The organism is Escherichia sp. Marseille-Q3837 (genome assembly GCF_916618735.1).
Lineage (GTDB): Bacteria > Pseudomonadota > Gammaproteobacteria > Enterobacterales > Enterobacteriaceae > Escherichia > Escherichia ruysiae.
The window spans coordinates 1,583,791-1,603,056 of the sequence record NZ_CAKAKC010000001.1; the positions used below are offsets into that span (position 1 = coordinate 1,583,791).

A 19,266-nucleotide genomic window follows, 5' to 3' on the forward strand; every position below is an offset into this window, starting at 1 on the left:
CTTACAATAAATCTACATTTCTAATGCACTAACTTTTTTGAAACAATTTTGTAAGATCAATTCTATATGGTGGCGAAAATTAAACTCTTATCACGGCTTACGCCGCTTTTATTCGTGTTCGCTCCTTTTTTTGCACAGTCAAATATGACTGTTTATCCTATGGCTGTTTCTATTAATAGTCAGGGTGAAGGCAACGTTCGTGTAATATCTAAAAGTAATGAAGTTCAGTATATCAAGGCGACAGTATTCCGTATCGATAATCCATCGACGCCTCAGGAAAATGAAGTTGAGATTAAATCCGGTGATGCAAATCATCTGGTCGTTATGCCACCCAAATTCGCCTTACCAGCCGGTAGCAGCAAAACCGTGCGCTTTGTCGCAATGGAACCAGAGCAAAAAGAGAAAAATTACCGCGTTAAATTTGAAGCAGTTCCCAGTATTGATGACGTTGCCACAGATAAAAAAGATCTCTCTATGCAGTTAACAGTTAACTTGATTTGGGGGATTGTTGTTAGTGTTCCACCCCAACAACCTATTGCTAAGTTAGAAGTAAATCCTGCCAAAAAATTATTTAATGCAGGGAATCAACGTTTAAAACTTTTAACGATCGCTTATTGCAAAAATAATAGCAAAGATAATTGTAAGATGCAGACCGTAAATAAAAATATCTTCCCTGGTCAGGAAATAAATCTTGAAAGCATATCTGGCTACGACAAGATCGTTGTCAAATATAATAACTGGATCACTAAGGATAATGGCGAGTTTGAGCTGGCGATCCATTAATTATCATTGTCATAAACGAAGGAATAGTAATGAAAAAGGCATTTGCAAAATCTCTTCTGGTAGCAGCGTTATTCTCTGTAGCAGGCTCCGCGTTAGCAGTACAAAAAGATATTACTGTAACAGCTAATGTTGATGCCGCTCTGGATATGACGCAAACCGATAACAGCGCACTGCCGAAAGCAGTTGAAATGCAATATCTGCCGGGTCAGGGTCTGCAATCTTATCAGTTGATGACTAAAATTTGGTCTAACGATGTGACTAAAGACATTAAAATGCAGTTGGTTTCCCCTGCGCAACTGGTTCATAACCTGGACGGCAGCAAAACTGTTCCGCTGACTGTGACCTGGGGTGGTACTGAAATCAAGTCCGATGCCGCTACCACTTTTGAAGCAACCAAAATTTTTGCTTCCGATGCTTTAACCAACGGTTCTTTGGCTAAAAACCTGATTTTTGCTCAGACCACCAAAGGTGTACTGGAAACCGGTATTTACCGTGGCGTGGTAAGCATCTATCTGTCCCAGGATATCTAATCCGGATAACAGAATTAATACGTAATAAAGGGGGGCTTGTCCTCCCTTATTTTAACTATTTTAGTCGTTGTTATGGATTACAGGGTTGCCATGGATAAAAAATTACTGGCTCTTTTGATCCTGGCGAGTCTCAGCCCGGCAAAGGCAGCATTAACTAAAATTCCCGCTGGGTTTGAGGTTATTGCGCAGGGACAGCAGGAGTATATTGAAGTCTATTATGCCGGGAAAAGTCTCGGTAAATATTATGCAATGGTTAATCTTGATGCGGTAACATTTCTGGATTCAGCAAGTTTATATAATAAGCTGGAGCTGGATACCAAAGACCAAAAAATCACTCAAGCCGTAAAAGCGAGACTGGCACAACCACTGGCGCGTCATGGTGAACTGGCTTGTGGTTTTGCGCAGACCGATTCAGGATGTGGCTTTCTCAATACCGATTCTGTTGACATTATTTTTAATGATGAAGAGAGTTCCGCCACCCTCTTTCTGAATCCCCAATGGAGTTCTTCGTTAAATTCAAAATCGCTATATTTAAATCCAGACAGAAACGCGATTAATGCATTTATTCATCAGCAGGATATTAACGTGCTGGTGCAGGATGATTACCAATCGTTCTCCATTCAGGGCAATGGTGCGCTGGGTGTCACAGAGAATAGTTATATTGGCGGGCACTGGAATTTCAATGGCTATGAGGCAGAAGATGTCAGCGATAATAATGCTGATGTCAGCGATCTCTATTATCGTTATGATTTTTTACGTCGTTATTATGTGCAGGCGGGGCGAATGGACAACCGCACGCTATTTAATGCACAAGGCGGGAATTTTACTTTTAACTTTCTGCCACTCGGTGCAATCGATGGAATGCGTATCGGGTCAACACTCAGTTATTTAAACCAGGCGCAGAGTCAGCAAGGAACGCCAGTAATGGTCCTGCTTTCGCGCAATTCTCGTGTTGACGCTTATCGTAATGAACAACTTCTGGGATCGTTTTATCTCAATAGTGGTTCGCAATTTATTGATACTGGTTCCTTTCCGCCAGGCAGCTACAGCGTGGCGTTAAAAGTTTATGAGAACAACCAACTCACCCGCACTGAACTTGTCCCTTTTACCAAAACAGGGGGGCTGACGGACGGAAATGCGCAGTGGTTCTTACAGGCCGGTAAAACCACCTCCCAGGCTGCCGATGACGAAAGTTCAGCTTATCAACTGGGTTTTCGCCTGCCGTTACATCCACAATATGAGCTCTACGCAGGGCTGGCGAATGCCGATGATGTGAATGCTTTCGAGTTAGGTAATAACTGGACGGCGGATTTAGGCGGGGTGGGGAATCTTGCCGTAGGTGCCAGTCTGTTCCGCAATGACGATGGCGGCAAAGGTGATATGCAGCAGGTTAACTGGAGTAATTCGGGATGGCCGACGCTGGGCTTTTATCGTACCAACTCCGACGGAGATGCTTGTACAACCGACAGCAGAGATAGCTACAACGCCTTAAGCTGTTATGAAAGCATATCCGCTACGATTTCACAGAATATTATCGGCTGGAACCTGATGCTGGGTTATACCCGCACGCAAAATAACACCGACGACAGCTTACGCTGGGACAAACAGCAGAGTTTTGAAAATAACTATCTTCGCCAGACTTCTGCGCAAAGTATTTCTGAAACCGTACAGCTTAGCGCGTCTCGCGCTTTTGTAATGCGTGACTGGATTTTGAGCACTTCTGTCGGGGTTTTCCATCGTAACGACAACGGCGGAGATAACGACGACAACGGATTGTACTTATCGTTTTCGTTATCTGATACACCAACGATGGACAGCAATAATAACAGCCACTCAACCAATGTTTCGACTGACTATCGCTATAGCGATCAGGATGGCGACCAAACTTCATGGCAGTTATCGCATACCTTTTATAACGATTCATTCAGCCATAAAGAACTTGGCGTGACCGTCGGTGGTCTGAACACCGATACCATAAACAGCGCGGTTAACGGTCGCTGGGAAGGGCAGTACGGTAATCTCAACGGAACTGTATCAGACAGTTACGATCGCAAGAACCATGATCATCTTTCTGCCTTTACAGGGTCTTACAGTTCCACACTGGCGGTGAGTCGTTACGGAATTAATCTGGGAGCCAGTGGAACAGATGATCTGCTCGGCGCTGTATTAGTCGATGTAAAAGGATTTACTGAACAGGATGAAGAGAGCCAGGATCTGCAATTCGAAGCTCGGGTTGCGGGCAGCAGAACTCTGCAACTTGGTCAAAGTGACAGTGTGTTGTTCCCCTATGCTGGATTCCAGTCGGGCTTTGTTGACGTCAGGGACAGCAACCAGGGCAACCAGCAGGGAACAACCAATATTATCAATGGCGCGGGAAACCGGGAATTAATGTTGCTGCCCGGTAAGTTACGTTATCGCGAAGTCACTGCCAGCTTTAACTACAACTATATTGGTCGCTTGTTATTACCAGCATCAGTAGAGAAATTCCCGCTGATTGGTCTGAACAGCACCATGTTATTGGTGGCTGAAGATGGCGGATTTACGCTGGAAATTAGCGGCAATGATAAAGAACTGTATCTGCTTTCCGGACACGAATTCCTTAAATGTCCGCTGACTGTTGTGAAGAAACGCGCCAGCATTCGTTACAGCGGCGATGTGACTTGTAGCGTCGTGAGTTATTCGCAATTGCCAGAGTCGATTCAGGTTCAGGCGCAGTTAAAACAGCCTAAATTACGTGAGAGCGTACAAACGGCGCAAAGGGAGGTTGCACCATGAGAAAGCGATTGATTGCTGCGATATTGGGCTTATTTGGCTCGATTACTGGCGTTCAGGCGTCACCCAACGTTACGGCTGAAATTACTTATGATTTGGCAGTCGGCAGGGCAGATTATTACATCTGGAACAAGGAAGAACCCCCTGCTATAAACTACAACACCGCATGGTCAAGTTATCAGTGCAATTTCCCTGATCAACAGCAGATTTGTACACCATCTGGTAATTATTCAAACGTGCAAATTTATATGACAGAAAAACGCAGTGGTATGCGTTGGCCAGTTAACCTTAAAGGATATACGAATTTTGTGGTCCGCAATCCTGGAGGGGACTGTGATGGCTGGTCGGCGCAATTCCCTTTAGATAGTACAACTACTCGTCGATGTATAGCTAATAGCGGTGCTTATAATGCCAATGTAAAACTGTTAACGCTCTATCTTGAGCAAGCAGAAATGAAAAAATTACCGATTGGTGGCGTCTGGGAGGGTTCCGTTAAAATGCATTTTACCAACCCTGGAGCAGATTATTTTGCGGATATCACGCTTAATACGCTCGATCCCAACCATATCGATATCTTCTTTCCGGAGTTTGCCCACGCCACGCCACGGGTACAGTTGGATCTACACCCGACGGGGAGCGTCAATGGCAGTAACTATGCTCAGGATCTGACCACGCTGGATATGTGCCTGTACGATGGTTTTAACGGCAACGCTATCAGTTATGAAATCCAGCTTAAAGATGAAGGTCGCCCGGCTGCCGGACGAAGAGATGGCGACTTCTCGATCTATCGACAGGGAGGAACATCGACAGATGCCTCAGAACGCATTGATTACCGGGTAAAAATGTATAACCCGGAAACGGGCGGGCAAATTGATGTTCGCAACAATGAAAATATGGTCTGGAACAGCATCAACCTGAAGCGCGTTCGTCCGGTTGTGCTGCCAGGAATTCGTTACGCTGTCATGTGTGTGCCGACGCCATTAACCCTGGCGGTCGATAAATTTAGCGTGATGGATAAACAGGCCGGGTATTACATGGGGAAACTATCGGTAATTTTTACTCCATCTCTACCAACCATCAATTAACCCTGTAGGCCGGACAAACGCATAAACAACGAAGCCGCCTGAACAGGCGGCTTCGACATTAAAACTCACGCTAAGCGTTAATGTTGCGGGGCGGGATCGTTATGTGTTTCCTGCGCCACCTCAATCGCCGGTTTGTTCTGCAATACCGTCCAGATAACCAGCGCGCCTAACAGGTCGAACACTGCCAGCACTGCAAACAGCGGGCTGAAGCCGATGGTGTCAGCCAGAGCACCAACAACCAGCGCAAACAGCGTACTTGCCAGCCATGCAGACATCCCGGTCAGACCGTTTGCCGTTGCCACTTCGTTACGACCGAACACGTCAGAAGAGAGCGTAATCAGTGCGCCAGACAGTGCCTGGTGAGCAAAACCACCGATACACAGCAGCATAATCGCCACATATGGATTGGTGAACAGACCGATCATACCTGGGCCAATCATCAGCACCGCACCCAGCGTGACTACCATCTTACGGGAGACGATCAGGTTCACGCCAAACCAACGCTGGAACAGCGGCGGCAGGTAACCACCGAGGATACAACCGAGGTCAGCAAACAGCATCGGCATCCAGGCGAACATCGCGATCTCTTTCAGGTTAAAGCCGTAAACTTTAAACATGAACAGTGGGATCCACGCGTTGAAAGTCCCCCACGCCGGTTCAGCCAGGAAACGCGGCAGCGCGATACCCCAGAACTGACGGTTACGCAGGATCTGACCAACGGACATTTTCTTCGCCGTGCCAACCTGGTGCTGGGCTTCCTGACCGTTAATAATGTATTCGCGTTCTTCATCAGTCAGATGTTTCTGGTCGCGCGGGTGTTTATAGAAAATCAGCCATGCCATCGCCCAGATAAAGCTCAGCGCACCGGAGATGATAAATGCCATCTGCCAGCTGTGCATCACAATTGCCCATACCACCAGCGGCGGTGCAATCATCGCACCAATTGAAGAACCAACGTTAAAGTAACCTACTGCGATGGAACGCTCTTTCGCCGGGAACCATTCGGAACTGGCTTTCAGACCCGCTGGGATCATTGCTGCTTCAGCAGCACCTACCGCACCACGAGCAATCGCCAGGCCGCCCCAGCTACCTGCCAGCGCGGTAGCGCCACAGAACACAGCCCACAACACGGCAAACATCGCGTAACCGATTTTTGTACCCAGAACATCCAGTACATAACCCGCTACCGGTTGCATGACCGTATAAGCAGCAGAATAAGCTGCGATGATGTAGGAATACTGTTGGGTGGAGATGTTTAACTCTTCCATCAGAGTTGGCGCAGCTGCCGCCACAGTGTTACGCGTCAGGTAACCGAGCACGGTGCCGAGCGTCACCAGTGCGATCATATACCAACGTAACCCTTTAATTTTACGCATGTAAAACCTCATCGTTTTGTTATATCCGCAGTAATCGCGGCCATCATCCCGCCAGAGGCTGAAGATGTTACTTACGACCGGGTAACCGAAAAAAAACCGGCACGCCCCGAACGTTGCCATGAAAGTTTCGTGCTAATTCGGCTTCCGTACCGGTCAATCCAATCCATCTAGAGAATGAATCGGCAATTTGCATTCCGTCGACTTATGATTTGCGACGGCAAAAAGATAACTTGTCATACAACTTTAAAAGGTGAGAGCCATCACAAATGTGCGAATATTTGTAGGGACATTACACGATGATAGCGAGGCCAGTAACGGCGCGGCTTGCAGCGATATTTACCACTTTGAGAGTAATTTTTTTAACTACGTTTATTGATCTAACTCACGAAAATATCTTCTGGCTCTGGAAATTGGTGTGATAACTTTGTCAGCATCGCACCATAAGCAAGCTAGCTCACTCGTTAAGAGGAAGACGATAATGACTCCGTTTATGACTGAAGATTTCCTGTTAGATACTGAATTTGCCCGCCGTCTGTATCACGACTACGCAAAAGACCAGCCGATTTTCGACTACCACTGCCATTTGCCGCCGCAGCAGATTGCAGAAGACTATCGCTTTAAGAATTTGTATGACATCTGGCTGAAAGGCGATCACTACAAATGGCGTGCAATGCGCACCAATGGTGTAGCTGAACGCCTGTGTACCGGTGATGCCTCCGACCGTGAAAAGTTTGATGCCTGGGCGGCGACCGTTCCGCACACTATCGGCAACCCGTTATACCACTGGACGCACCTCGAACTGCGTCGTCCGTTCGGTATCACGGGCAAACTGCTGTCTCCGTCGACTGCCGATGAAATCTGGAACGAATGTAACGAACTGCTGGCGCAGGATAACTTCTCCGCGCGCGGCATCATGCAGCAGATGAACGTGAAAATGGTCGGCACCACCGATGACCCGATCGATTCTCTGGAGCATCACGCAGAGATCGCCAAAGACGGCTCTTTCACCATTAAAGTGCTTCCGAGCTGGCGTCCGGATAAAGCCTTCAACATCGAACAGGCGACCTTTAACGACTATATGGCGAAGCTGGGTGAAGTTTCTGATACCGACATTCGCCGCTTTGCAGACCTGCAAACCGCCCTGACCAAACGTCTGGATCACTTCGCCGCTCACGGCTGTAAAGTGTCTGACCACGCGCTGGATGTGGTGATGTTTGCTGAAGCGAACGAAGCGGAACTGGACAGCATTCTGGCACGCCGCCTGGCAGGCGAAACCCTGAGTGAGCACGAAGTGGCACAGTTTAAAACTGCGGTGCTGGTGTTCCTTGGTGCCGAATACGCACGTCGCGGTTGGGTGCAGCAGTACCACATCGGCGCTCTGCGTAATAACAACCTGCGTCAGTTCAAACTGCTGGGGCCGGATGTTGGTTTTGACTCCATCAACGACCGTCCGATGGCAGAAGAGCTGTCTAAACTGCTGAGCAAACAGAACGAAGAAAACCTGCTACCGAAAACCATTCTCTACTGCCTGAACCCGCGCGATAACGAAGTGCTGGGCACCATGATCGGTAACTTCCAGGGCGAAGGTATGCCGGGCAAAATGCAGTTCGGTTCCGGCTGGTGGTTTAACGACCAGAAAGACGGTATGGAACGTCAGATGACCCAACTGGCGCAGCTCGGTCTGCTGAGCCGCTTTGTCGGTATGCTGACTGACAGCCGTAGCTTCCTGTCATACACCCGTCACGAATACTTCCGCCGCATTCTGTGCCAGATGATCGGTCGCTGGGTGGAAGCGGGCGAAGCACCGGCGGACATCAACCTGCTGGGCGAGATGGTGAAAAACATTTGCTTTAACAATGCGCGTGACTATTTCGCCATTGAACTGAACTAAGGTCTGGGGTTGATATGCAATACATCAAGATCCATGCACTGGATAACGTCGCGGTTGCTTTAGCAGATTTGGCTGAAGGCACAGAAGTCAGTGTCGATAACCAAACCGTTACGCTGCGCCAGGATGTCGCTCGAGGACATAAATTTGCGTTAACGGATATCGCAAAAGGGGCCAACGTCATCAAATACGGCCTGCCGATTGGTTATGCACTGGCGGATATTGCGGCGGGGGAACACGTTCACGCCCACAATACGCGCACGAATCTGAGCGATCTGGATCAGTATCGCTATCAACCTGATTTTCACGAACTGCCAGCACAAGCGGCAGATCGTGAAGTGCAGATCTATCGTCGCGCTAACGGCGATGTCGGGGTGCGTAACGAGCTGTGGATCCTGCCAACCGTGGGCTGTGTCAACGGCATCGCGCGGCAGATCCAAAATCGTTTCCTGAAAGAGACCAACAATGCCGAAGGTACTGACGGCGTGTTCCTCTTCAGCCACACCTACGGCTGCTCACAGCTGGGCGACGATCACATCAATACCCGCACTATGCTGCAAAACATGGTGCGCCACCCGAACGCGGGCGCAGTGCTGGTGATTGGTCTGGGCTGTGAAAACAATCAGGTCGATGTCTTCCGTGAAACGCTGGGGGACATCGATCCTGAACGCGTTCATTTCATGATCTGCCAACAGCAGGATGATGAGATCGAAGCCGGGATCGAGCATTTGCATCAACTGTATAACGTGATGCGCAACGATAAACGCGAGCCAGGCAAACTCAGCGAACTGAAGTTTGGTCTGGAGTGCGGCGGTTCTGATGGTCTTTCTGGTATTACCGCTAACCCGATGCTGGGGCGTTTTTCTGACTACGTGATTGCTAACGGCGGTACTACCGTACTGACCGAAGTGCCGGAGATGTTTGGCGCAGAGCAGTTGCTGATGGATCATTGCCGCGACGAAGCAACGTTTGAAAAACTGGTCACCATGGTCAACGACTTCAAACAGTACTTTATTGCGCATGACCAGCCTATCTACGAAAACCCATCGCCGGGGAACAAAGCGGGCGGTATCACCACGCTGGAAGATAAATCACTTGGTTGTACTCAGAAAGCGGGTTCCAGCGAAGTGGTTGACGTGCTGCGTTACGGCGAGCGTCTGAAAACGCCGGGGCTGAACTTGTTAAGTGCGCCGGGTAACGATGCCGTAGCGACCAGTGCCCTGGCGGGCGCAGGCTGTCACATGGTGCTGTTCAGTACCGGTCGCGGTACGCCGTATGGTGGTTTTGTGCCGACGGTGAAAATTGCCACCAACAGTGAACTGGCGGCGAAGAAAAAACACTGGATCGACTTTGACGCGGGTCAGTTGATTCACGGAAAAGCGATGCCGCAGTTGCTGGAAGAATTTATCGATACCATCGTTGAGTTTGCCAACGGTAAGCAAACTTGCAACGAGCGTAACGACTTCCGCGAACTGGCGATCTTCAAAAGCGGCGTAACGCTATAAAGTCGAAATGAGTTGTTAATAAAAAACGGCGTTTCATAATGTGAAGCGCCGTTTGCTTTTCCATACCTGTTAAGGATTTATCATGACCGCGTATTGGCTGGCCCAGGGCGTGGGTGTCATCGCCTTTCTGATTGGTATCACTACATTTTTTAACCGTGACGAACGTCGCTTCAAAAAGCAGCTTTCGGTCTATAGCGCCGTTATTGGCGTGCATTTTTTCCTCCTGGGCACTTATCCTGCCGGTGCCAGTGCCATCCTTAATGCTATTCGTACGTTGATTACCTTACGCACGCGCAGCTTATGGGTAATGGCGATATTTATTGTGCTGACTGGCGGAATCGGCCTGGCGAAGTTCCATCACCCTGTTGAACTATTGCCGGTTATTGGCACGATTGTCAGTACCTGGGCGCTGTTCCGCTGTAAAGGGCTGACCATGCGCTGCGTGATGTGGTTTTCAACGTGTTGCTGGGTGATTCACAACTTTTGGGCCGGGTCGATTGGCGGCACGATGATTGAGGGCAGTTTTCTACTGATGAATGGCCTGAATATTATTCGTTTCTGGCGGATGCAGAAAAGGGGAATTGATCCATTTAAAGTAGAGAAAACCCCTTCCGCCGTTGACGAAAGGGGTTAAACATTAATTACGCAGGGCGCTATTTGCCAGACGCTCGTCTTCTGCCTGGCAAACAGCCGCAGTGAACAGCACGTCAGTTGAAGAGTTCAGTGCGGTTTCGCAAGAGTCCTGCAACACGCCGATGATAAAGCCGACGGCAACCACCTGCATGGCGATATCGTTCGAAATACCGAACATATTACAGGCCAGTGGGATCAGCAGCAGAGAACCCCCCGCCACGCCGGAGGCGCCACAAGCACATAGGGAAGCAACCACGCTCAGCAGCAGCGCCGTAGGCAGATCGACTGGAATACCCAGCGTATTAACCGCAGCAAGCGTCAACACCGTAATGGTGATTGCTGCGCCCGCCATATTGATGGTGGCTCCCAGCGGAATAGAAACGGAATAGGTATCGCGATCCAGATTCAGCTTTTCGCACAGCGCCATATTCACCGGAATGTTCGCCGCAGAGCTGCGGGTGAAGAAGGCGTACACGCCGCTTTCGCGCAGGCACAGCAGCACCAGCGGGAACGGGTTACGACGAATTTTCCACCACACCAGCAGTGGGTTAACCACCAGCGCCACCAGCAACATACAGCCAACCAGCACGACCAGCAGTTGCGCGTAGCCCCACAGTGTGGAGAAACCGGTAGTTGCCAGGGTAGAAGAAACCAGACCAAAAATACCGATTGGTGCGAAGCGAATCACCAGTTTCACCATAAAGGTTACGGCATTCGACATATCATTGACCAGGTTTTTGGTGGTTTCGTTACCGTGACGCAGCGCGAAACCGAGGCCAATAGCCCACACCAGAATCCCGATGTAATTACCTTTCAACAGCGCGTCGATGGGGTTGGAAACCATGCTCATTACCAGTCCGCGCATCACTTCCACAATACCTGACGGCGGCGAAATATCGCCTGCGCTACTGGACAAATGCAGGGTAGAAGGGAAGGCGAAGCTGAAAACGACTGCGGCCAGTGCGGCGGAGAAAGTACCCAGCAGATAGAGGAACAGAATAGGGCGGATATTGGTTTTCTGCCCGTGTTGGTGGTTAGCGATGGAAGCCATCACCAACATCAGCACCAGGATGGGTGCTACGGCTTTCAGGGCGCCAACAAATAAAGTGCCTAACAGACCAACAGCTTCAGCCGCCGGTTTTGAGATCCATGCCAGAATAATCCCCAGAACAAGGCCGACCAGGATTTGTTTTACCAGGCTGCCATGAGCCAGACGCCGGAATAGCCCCGGTGAATGTTGCGTAGTCATTTTTCGATCCTTTCATTGTGTTGTCGTACATCCCTGGTACGTTCTTTCGACGCATCTTTCAGGATGTAACAAAGTGTTTGCAAGGTCGAGTATAAGGAAAGTTACAGCTTCGGGAAGCGAAAAATGCTGGATTTTAAAGAGAGGTCATGTTTTGCAACTTAATGGTTACATTTGTTTGACATAAAAATAAAGCCCAACGTGCGGCTTCCAGACTGATGACAACGTCAAAAAAGTACTCGGTCAGCCCCCTCGCCCCTTTTGGGGAGAGGGTTAGGGTGAGGGGAACAGGCCAGCATTGGTGCGAAAAATTACCCTCACCCCGACCCTCTCCCTGGAAGGGAGAGGGAGAAAACGGTGCTCATGTTGATGACAGGGTACACGGCTTAGGCAGATTAAAAATCATTCTACCCGCTGCTTATCATGCCGATAATTCACCCAGGCGTTGATAATAAACGTCATCAGCAGAATGCCAAACACCACGCCCAGCGAGACGGCGATCGGAATATGGTAGAAGTCGACAATCAGCATCTTGATACCGATAAACACCAGAATCACCGCCAGACCATATTTGAGCATCGAGAAACGTTCTGCTACGCCTGCCAGCAGGAAATACATCGCACGCAGGCCGAGGATCGCAAACAGGTTTGAGGTCAGCACAATAAACGGATCGGTGGTAACAGCGAAGATAGCCGGAATGCTATCCACGGCGAAAATCACATCGCTCAATTCCACCAGAATCAGCACCAGCATCAGCGGTGTGGCGTACAACAAGCCATTCTTACGCACAAAGAAATGCTCGTTGTCGATGGTGTCGGTCATGCGCAAATGACCGCGCAGCCAGCGCACCAGCGGCTTGTCGCCGATTCCTGATTCATCTTCATGAGCCAGCGCCATCTTCACGCCGGTAAACAGCAGGAATGCACCGAAGATATACAGGATCCAGTCGAACTGCGAAATCAGCCAGCTACCGGTGAAGATCATGACGGTACGCAGAACAATCGCCCCGAGCACGCCATACACCAGCACGCGGCGCTGTAATGCCGCCGGAACAGAGAAATAGCTGAACAACATTAACCAGACGAAGACGTTATCGACCGCCAGCGATTTCTCAATCAGATAACCCGTGAGGAAGGCCAGCGCCTGCGGGTCAGCGACTTCGCGCCCCTGTGTCTGCACCAGATACCACCAGAAAGCGGCGTTAAAGAGTAACGACAGCGTCACCCAGACCAGCGACCAGGCCGCAGCCTGTTTCATGGTCATGGCATGTGCCCCACGACGCCCCTGCAACAACAGGTCGATAGCCAGCATAATGGCGACAACAACAGCGAATCCGCCCCATAGCAACGGCGTGCCGACAGTATTCATAGAAGTTCCTTACACATAAAAAAAACGGCCAACGTCGGAAGACGTCAGCCGCTGCTTTTTATGCATAGACCTCGCCTTCCGGCAAGGTCTCACTTACAACAAAAAAGGAATACGTCTGCGTATTCCTTTCGGGTTGCCCGGTGACCGGATGTGGTTTTTCACACATCGTAATGACGATCGACCGGCAATGAAGTTACTCCCCTTTGCAGGTAACAAAGTATGACAGACCATTCAGCCAGTCAATGGTCTGTTACATGCCTTTTACACTGCTTTACGGTAACAATTATAGATTTACGCTATCGGCAGGAAAAACAACTCCAGTCTGGCGGCGGATCTCGGTCAGCAGTTTGGCGGTGATGCGACTGACCGCCAGCCCTGGATGATCCACCAGATGCTCATCCACCAGGGTAGCGAACAGCTCTGCTTCGTAGAGCATGGTATTAATATGCTGCGGTTGGGTGAGATCCTGCATCTGGCTGCCGCGTGGCACAAAGCAGACTTTCTGGCATTCAGAGAGTTTTTCAATCACCAGCGATCCCGCTTCGCCTTGAATCTCGCTTGCCAGCACAGAATCGCTGACCTTTGAGTGCTGCAACGTAACGCTGAAATCACCGTAATCCATCACCACCACGCCGTGGGCATCCACGCCGCTTGCCAGCAAACTGGCGGTTGCCTGCACGCTTTTCGGTTCACCAAATAACGCCACCGTCGACGCCAGGCAGTAAAAGCCGATATCCATGATTGAACCGTTAGAGAACGCCGGGTTAAAGGTGTTGGGATTCTCGCCGTCCAGATAACGCTGATACCGCGAGGAATACTGGCAGTAGTTGAAAAAGACTTTACGCAATTTGCCGACTTTCGGCAGCACCTGGCGTAACAGATGAAAGTTCGGCAGGCTGGCGGTTTTAAATGCCTCAAACAGCACCACCTGATTTTCTCGTGCGCAGGCAATGGCGGCATCCACTTCCGCCAGATTCGACGCCAGCGGCTTCTCGCAAATCACATGAATTTTATGGCTAAGGAAAAGTTGTGTCTGGGAAAAGTGCAGGGCATTCGGGCTGGCAATATACACCGCGTCAATGGCATCGCTTTCCGCCATCGCTTCCAGCGATGTAAACAGATGCTCGACAGAAAAATCATTGGCGAAGTGCTGAGCCTGTTCAAGGCTGCGGGAATAAACGGCGGTTAACTTGTATTTACCGCTCTCATGGGCGGCCTCGACGAACTGACGAGTGATCCAGTTCGTGCCAATCACAGCGAAACGTATCATAACGCGTGGATACTCCATAAAGGGATTCTGTCGTCAATGTAGCACGCCTTTTTCATCTTCGACGTGCGCAGATACGCATTATTCTTTTGCCGGACAGCCATGCTCACTAAACGGCCCAATCATGACCGATGGCCCTAGATATTTCGGCTGGCGATGGAGGATTTTTGCGTCAATCAACGCACTGACACGAGCGAGTTTCTCCCGCAGTTGAGTATAAAAACCGTGCTTCATATTGAGGTCTGGCGCGTTAAACCCGATAGCGTCGATACCGTACTGTTTTGCCAGCCAGATGGCGCGTTGGTTATGAAATTCTTGCGAGATAATGGTGATATGGTTTTCCCCAAACACCTTTTTGGCACGCACTACCGAATCCAGCGTTGAGAATCCGGCATAGTCGCAGAAGATCACTTTCGCCGGTACGCCTTTAGCGATCAAAGCCTGCTGCATACCTGATGCTTCATCGTAATTTTTACGTCCGTTATCGCCACTGACTAACAGCCATTTTACTTTTCCGGCGTGGTACAACGCTGCTGCGGTATCAATACGTCGGGTAAAGTAGCGATTACCCGGTCTCGCCCCCAGCAATAAACCCACGTTACGCGCCGGAACGGCGTTGATATCGCTCCAGGTCAGCTGCTTGCTGGCGGTGACCATTGCGCGATCGGCGATAAAAATGGTCGCTCCTGCCACAAGCAACAATAAACAGGCAATTTTAAGAGTCCGGCGAGAAAAACAAACGCGGCGAAGAAGGCGAGCAAATGCGCGCAGCATGGTCGTTATCCTTAACGAAAAGAGGGGCGTCGATTTTAGGCGTTAATGGTTGAAAATATAACGCCTGGCATCATTTTCAGATTTTGTCCTGCTCAAGCGACAACTGCGTTAGCCACAGCCGGGTGTCAAACTCAAGCTGGTGGTACTGCGGTTCCATATGGCAACACAATTGATAGAACGCTTTGTTGTGTTCTTTCTCTTTCAGATGCGCCAGTTCATGGACGACGATCATGCGCAAAAACGGTTCCGGCGCGTTGCGAAACACGGTAGCGACGCGGATCTCTGCTTTTGCTTTCAGCTTGCCGCCCTGCACACGAGAAACAGCGGTATGTAACCCGAGCGCGTTTTTTAGCACATGGATCTTGTTGTCATACATCACTTTATTGATCGGCGGGGCATTGCGCAGAAACTGATTTTTCAGATCCTGGGTATATTGCCAGAGGGCTTTATCGGTGGCGTAGTCGTGCGTTCCCGGATAGCGTTTTGCCAGCACATCGCCCAGACGTTGTTCATTAATCAGCGTGCGCACTTGGGAAAGTAGCTGCTCGGGATAACCCTGAAGATAAGTAAGATTGCTCATAACCGCCCACGAAAAAGAGAAAAAGGGTATACTCACGCACCCTTTTCAGGGGCAACGTCGAAATTTTATCATTCAGGAGGGCCGATGAGCCACTTAGACAACGGTTTCCGTTCACTGACACTACAACGTTTTCCGGCGACGGATGACGTTAACCCGCTACAGGCGTGGGAAGCGGCGGATGAATATCTGCTGCAACAGTTGGACGACACAGAAATCTGCGGCCCGGTGTTGATCCTGAATGATGCCTTTGGCGCGTTAAGCTGTGCGCTGGCAGAACATAAGCCGTACAGCATTGGCGACTCGTATATCAGCGAACTGGCAACGCGCGAGAATTTACGTCTCAACGGGATTGATGAGTCGAGTGTGAAGTTTCTCGACAGCACTGCCGACTACCCGCAACAGCCGGGTGTGGTGCTGATCAAAGTACCGAAAACACTGGCATTGCTGGAACAGCAACTGCGTGCGCTGCGCAAAGTGGTCACGTCGGATACGCGTATTATTGCCGGTGCCAAAGCCCGTGACATTCACACTTCCACGCTGGAACTGTTCGAAAAAGTGCTCGGCCCGACCACCACCACGCTGGCATGGAAAAAAGCGCGCCTGATTAATTGCACTTTCAACGAGCCGACGCTGGCCGATGCGCCGGAGACCTTAAGCTGGAAGCTGGAAGGTACTGACTGGATTATCCACAACCATGCGAATGTCTTCTCCCGCACCGGGCTGGATATTGGCGCGCGCTTCTTTATGCAGCATCTGCCGGAGAACCTAGAAGGTGAGATTGTCGATCTCGGCTGTGGTAACGGCGTTATTGGCCTGACATTGCTCGATAAAAACCCGCAGGCGAAAGTGGTGTTTGTCGATGAATCACCGATGGCGGTTGCTTCCAGCCGTTTGAACGTTGAAACCAACATGCCAGAGGCGTTGGATCGCTGCGAGTTTATGATCAACAACGCGCTCTCCGGCGTGGAGCCTTTCCGCTTTAATGCTGTGCTCTGCAACCCGCCGTTTCATCAGCAACATGCGCTGACCGATAACGTCGCCTGGGAGATGTTCCACCACGCCCGCCGCTGCCTGAAAATCAACGGTGAGCTGTATATCGTTGCCAACCGCCATCTGGATTACTTCCATAAACTGAAGAAAATTTTCGGCAACTGCACCACTATTGCTACGAATAATAAATTTGTGGTGCTGAAAGCGGTGAAATTGGGGCGTCGTCGTTAAGATTGGCAGTTACCTGCCGGATGCGGCGTAAACGCCTTATCCGGCCTACGTTCAGCACGTTACCCGTAGGCCGGATAAGACGCGGCAAGCGTCGCATCCGGCACTTCAATGCACGATTTAAATCTCCAGCGCCAGCCGTGTTCCCTGGGCAATTGCACGTCGTGCGTCCAGCTCCATAGCCACATCGCAGCCGCCGATTAAATGCACAGTTTTCCCGCTATCAATCAGCGGTTGCGCCAACGCGCGGTTTGGCTCTTGCCCTGCGCAGATCACCACATTGTCCACGGCTAATACCTGCGTTTCGCCGTTGATCACCACATGCAGCCCGTCATCGTTGATCTTCTGATAACTTACGCCTGGGATCATTTTCACACCCCGCGAGAGCAGGGTAGTGCGATGGATCCAGCCGGTGGTTTTGCCTAACCCCTGTCCCGGTTTGCTGGCTTTGCGCTGGAGCATCACAATCTGCCGTGGGCTACGAGGGATCTGCATTCCCTGCGGGCTTAAGCCACCAGCCTGTTGTAGGCTGCTGTCGATCCCCCACTCATTACAGAACCCGGCGATATTCTGGCTGGTGGATTCGCCCGGCTGACTCAAATACATCGCCGTGTCAAAGCCAATCCCACCACAACCGATGATGGCAACTTTGTCGCCCACCGGCGCTTTGTCGCGCAGTACATCGAGATAACTCAATACCTTCGGATGATCGATCCCGTCGATGGGCGGAATGCGCGGTACGATCCCACTGGCGAGGATCGTTTCATCGAACGACTGTAACTGATCCGCCGTCACGGTGTGATTGAGTTTCAGCGTCACGCCTGTTACTTCGATCATCCGCCGGTAGTAACGTAGCGTTTCGTAAAACTCCTCTTTGCCGGGGATCTGTTTAGCGATATTAAACTGACCGCCGATCTCACTGTGCGCATCAAACAATGTTACCTGATGACCACGCGCCGCCGCGTTAATGGCAAACGCCAGCCCCGCCGGACCGGCACCGACCACCGCCAGATTTTTTTTCTGCACGGCAGGAAGGATCGGCATTTTGGTTTCGTGGCAGGCGCGAGGATTCACCAGGCACGAGGTGACTTTGCCAACGAAGATCTGATCGAGACAGGCCTGATTGCAGCCAATGCAGGTATTGATCTCATCGGCTCGCCCCGATTGCGCTTTTGACAGCAGTTCCGCATCAGCAAGAAACGGTCGCGCCATCGATACCATATCGGCATCACCGCGCGAGAGAATGTCTTCGGCAACCTGCGGATCGTTAATCCGGTTGGTGGTCACCAGCGGCAGCGAGACGTGACCTTTCAGTTTGCGCGTGACCCAGCTAAATGCTCCGCGCGGCACGGGCGTGGCGATGGTCGGAATGCGCGCTTCATGCCAGCCAATGCCGGTGTTGATAATGGTCGCGCCTGCCGCTTCGATGGCCTGCGCCAGTTCCACCGTTTCGGCAAAAGTACCGCCGTCTTCGACCAGGTCTAGCATCGACAGACGGTAGATAATAATGAAGTCGTTGCCGACGCGTTCGCGCACTGCTCGCACCACTTCAACGGCAAACCGCATCCGGTTAGGGTAATCGCCGCCCCACTGGTCGCTACGTTGGTTGGTGCGCAGGGTAAGAAATTCGTTGATCAAATATCCTTCGGAACCCATTACCTCGACACCGTCGTATCCGGCCTCCCGCGCCAGTTGCGCGCAGCGGGCGAAATTGTCGATCAGTTGCAGGATTTCTTCATGGCTTAACTCATGGGGAACGAAGCGGTTGATGGGAGCCTGCAATGCGGATGGTGCCACCAGATGCGGCTGGTAGCTGTAGCGCCCGGTATGCAAAATTTGTAGGGCAATTTTGCCGCCTTCCTGATGCACCGCTTCAGTAATGGTGCGATGGTGCGGGATCTGGCTGACGTCATTGAGCATTGCACCGCCTTCCATGCCAACGCCTGTTAAATCTGGTGCGATACCGCCGCTGACAATCAACGCCACGCCGTGACGGGCGCGTTCGGCATAAAACGCAGCCAGCCGTTCAGCGCCGTCCGGGTATTCCTCCAGCCCGGTGTGCATTGAGCCCATCAACACGCGGTTTTTTAACGTGGTAAAACCTAAATCCAGCGGGGCGAACAGCGACGGGTAGCTCATAAAATTGTCCAGTATGTAAAATAATTGTTATGTGGTCGGATGAGTTCTAATTTAGCCGTCGCCGGGGAAAAGGGAAAAGGGGAATGCGGGGTTTGTGATGGG

Annotated in this window: 15 protein-coding genes; 8 read left to right on the top strand and 7 right to left on the bottom strand. The window is 50.8% G+C overall.

Annotated elements, in window-relative coordinates; translation table 11 throughout:
* The first annotated feature begins 66 nt into the window (after positions 1–66).
* The 4 genes from LG381_RS07480 to LG381_RS07495 all read left to right on the top strand — a co-directional run bounded on the left by LG381_RS07480 (position 67) and on the right by LG381_RS07495 (position 5,170).
* The gene (locus LG381_RS07480; protein ID WP_000225830.1) at positions 67–783 is read left to right on the top strand and encodes a fimbria/pilus periplasmic chaperone; all 717 of its coding nucleotides are present in this window, start codon (positions 67–69) and stop codon (positions 781–783) included.
* A 29-nt stretch (positions 784–812) separates the two neighbouring features.
* Positions 813–1,313, top strand: a complete 501-nt coding sequence (locus LG381_RS07485) for a CS1 type fimbrial major subunit (RefSeq protein WP_225762199.1) — start codon at positions 813–815, stop codon at positions 1,311–1,313.
* 90 nt (positions 1,314–1,403) lie between these two features.
* On the top strand, positions 1,404–4,088 hold the full coding sequence (locus tag LG381_RS07490; RefSeq protein ID WP_225762200.1) for a TcfC E-set like domain-containing protein: 2,685 nt from the start codon (positions 1,404–1,406) through the stop codon (positions 4,086–4,088).
* Entirely contained in the window at positions 4,085–5,170 is a 1,086-nt protein-coding gene (locus LG381_RS07495) for a CfaE/CblD family pilus tip adhesin (RefSeq protein WP_225762201.1), read from the top strand. Before LG381_RS07490 ends, LG381_RS07495 begins: the two co-directional genes overlap by 4 nt.
* A 77-nt stretch (positions 5,171–5,247) precedes the next feature.
* Here LG381_RS07495 and exuT read toward each other — a convergent pair whose 3' ends face one another.
* The gene (exuT, locus tag LG381_RS07500; RefSeq protein ID WP_024165155.1) at positions 5,248–6,546 is read right to left on the bottom strand and encodes a hexuronate transporter ExuT; all 1,299 of its coding nucleotides are present in this window, start codon (positions 6,544–6,546) and stop codon (positions 5,248–5,250) included.
* Between the two features lie 478 nt (positions 6,547–7,024).
* Between exuT and uxaC the strand changes: the two genes are divergently transcribed.
* The 3 genes from uxaC to LG381_RS07515 all read left to right on the top strand — a co-directional run bounded on the left by uxaC (position 7,025) and on the right by LG381_RS07515 (position 10,573).
* A complete protein-coding gene (gene uxaC, locus LG381_RS07505; RefSeq protein ID WP_000187442.1) occupies positions 7,025–8,437 on the top strand; it encodes a glucuronate isomerase in 1,413 nt (470 codons plus the stop codon).
* 14 nt (positions 8,438–8,451) lie between these two features.
* Positions 8,452–9,939, top strand: a complete 1,488-nt coding sequence (uxaA, locus tag LG381_RS07510; protein ID WP_001199359.1) for an altronate dehydratase — start codon at positions 8,452–8,454, stop codon at positions 9,937–9,939.
* An 82-nt stretch (positions 9,940–10,021) separates the two neighbouring features.
* Entirely contained in the window at positions 10,022–10,573 is a 552-nt protein-coding gene (locus tag LG381_RS07515; protein ID WP_000128138.1) for a YgjV family protein, read from the top strand.
* A gap of 3 nt (positions 10,574–10,576) precedes the next feature.
* On the opposite strand, the gene sstT is transcribed toward LG381_RS07515, so the two are convergent.
* The 5 genes from sstT to LG381_RS07540 all read right to left on the bottom strand — a co-directional run bounded on the left by sstT (position 10,577) and on the right by LG381_RS07540 (position 15,807).
* Positions 10,577–11,821: a serine/threonine transporter SstT gene (sstT, locus tag LG381_RS07520; RefSeq protein ID WP_000211391.1), complete on the bottom strand. Its 1,245-nt coding sequence runs from the start codon at positions 11,819–11,821 to the stop codon at positions 10,577–10,579.
* Positions 11,822–12,220: 399 nt separating this feature from the next.
* Positions 12,221–13,186, bottom strand: coding sequence for a TerC family membrane protein Alx (gene alx, locus LG381_RS07525; RefSeq protein WP_225762202.1), 966 nt, complete (start codon positions 13,184–13,186; stop codon positions 12,221–12,223).
* Positions 13,187–13,469: 283 nt separating this feature from the next.
* Positions 13,470–14,456 (bottom strand): Gfo/Idh/MocA family oxidoreductase, encoded by a 987-nt coding sequence (locus LG381_RS07530; protein ID WP_225762203.1) that lies wholly within the window; start codon positions 14,454–14,456, stop codon positions 13,470–13,472.
* A 78-nt stretch (positions 14,457–14,534) separates the two neighbouring features.
* Positions 14,535–15,227 (bottom strand): vancomycin high temperature exclusion protein, encoded by a 693-nt coding sequence (locus LG381_RS07535; RefSeq protein ID WP_085461215.1) that lies wholly within the window; start codon positions 15,225–15,227, stop codon positions 14,535–14,537.
* 76 nt (positions 15,228–15,303) lie between these two features.
* A complete protein-coding gene (locus tag LG381_RS07540; RefSeq protein WP_065227709.1) occupies positions 15,304–15,807 on the bottom strand; it encodes a M48 family metallopeptidase in 504 nt (167 codons plus the stop codon).
* A gap of 84 nt (positions 15,808–15,891) precedes the next feature.
* On the opposite strand from LG381_RS07540, the gene rlmG reads away from it, so the two are divergent.
* Entirely contained in the window at positions 15,892–17,028 is a 1,137-nt protein-coding gene (gene rlmG / locus LG381_RS07545; protein ID WP_225762204.1) for a 23S rRNA (guanine(1835)-N(2))-methyltransferase RlmG, read from the top strand.
* Positions 17,029–17,145: 117 nt separating this feature from the next.
* On the opposite strand, the gene fadH is transcribed toward rlmG, so the two are convergent.
* Positions 17,146–19,164 carry an NADPH-dependent 2,4-dienoyl-CoA reductase gene (gene fadH / locus LG381_RS07550; RefSeq protein ID WP_225762205.1) on the bottom strand — a complete coding sequence of 673 codons (2,019 nt, stop codon included), beginning with the start codon at positions 19,162–19,164 and terminating at the stop codon, positions 17,146–17,148.
* Positions 19,165–19,266 lie beyond the last annotated feature (102 nt).

Coding starts and splice junctions, on each gene's coding strand:
- LG381_RS07480 (WP_000225830.1), top strand. CDS start 67: ATGGTGGCGAAAATTAAACTCTTATCACGGCTTACGCCGCTTTTATTC.
- LG381_RS07485 (WP_225762199.1), top strand. CDS start 813: ATGAAAAAGGCATTTGCAAAATCTCTTCTGGTAGCAGCGTTATTCTCT.
- LG381_RS07490 (WP_225762200.1), top strand. CDS start 1,404: ATGGATAAAAAATTACTGGCTCTTTTGATCCTGGCGAGTCTCAGCCCG.
- LG381_RS07495 (WP_225762201.1), top strand. CDS start 4,085: ATGAGAAAGCGATTGATTGCTGCGATATTGGGCTTATTTGGCTCGATT.
- exuT (WP_024165155.1), bottom strand. CDS start 6,546: ATGCGTAAAATTAAAGGGTTACGTTGGTATATGATCGCACTGGTGACG.
- uxaC (WP_000187442.1), top strand. CDS start 7,025: ATGACTCCGTTTATGACTGAAGATTTCCTGTTAGATACTGAATTTGCC.
- uxaA (WP_001199359.1), top strand. CDS start 8,452: ATGCAATACATCAAGATCCATGCACTGGATAACGTCGCGGTTGCTTTA.
- LG381_RS07515 (WP_000128138.1), top strand. CDS start 10,022: ATGACCGCGTATTGGCTGGCCCAGGGCGTGGGTGTCATCGCCTTTCTG.
- sstT (WP_000211391.1), bottom strand. CDS start 11,821: ATGACTACGCAACATTCACCGGGGCTATTCCGGCGTCTGGCTCATGGC.
- alx (WP_225762202.1), bottom strand. CDS start 13,186: ATGAATACTGTCGGCACGCCGTTGCTATGGGGCGGATTCGCTGTTGTT.
- LG381_RS07530 (WP_225762203.1), bottom strand. CDS start 14,456: ATGATACGTTTCGCTGTGATTGGCACGAACTGGATCACTCGTCAGTTC.
- LG381_RS07535 (WP_085461215.1), bottom strand. CDS start 15,227: ATGCTGCGCGCATTTGCTCGCCTTCTTCGCCGCGTTTGTTTTTCTCGC.
- LG381_RS07540 (WP_065227709.1), bottom strand. CDS start 15,807: ATGAGCAATCTTACTTATCTTCAGGGTTATCCCGAGCAGCTACTTTCC.
- rlmG (WP_225762204.1), top strand. CDS start 15,892: ATGAGCCACTTAGACAACGGTTTCCGTTCACTGACACTACAACGTTTT.
- fadH (WP_225762205.1), bottom strand. CDS start 19,164: ATGAGCTACCCGTCGCTGTTCGCCCCGCTGGATTTAGGTTTTACCACG.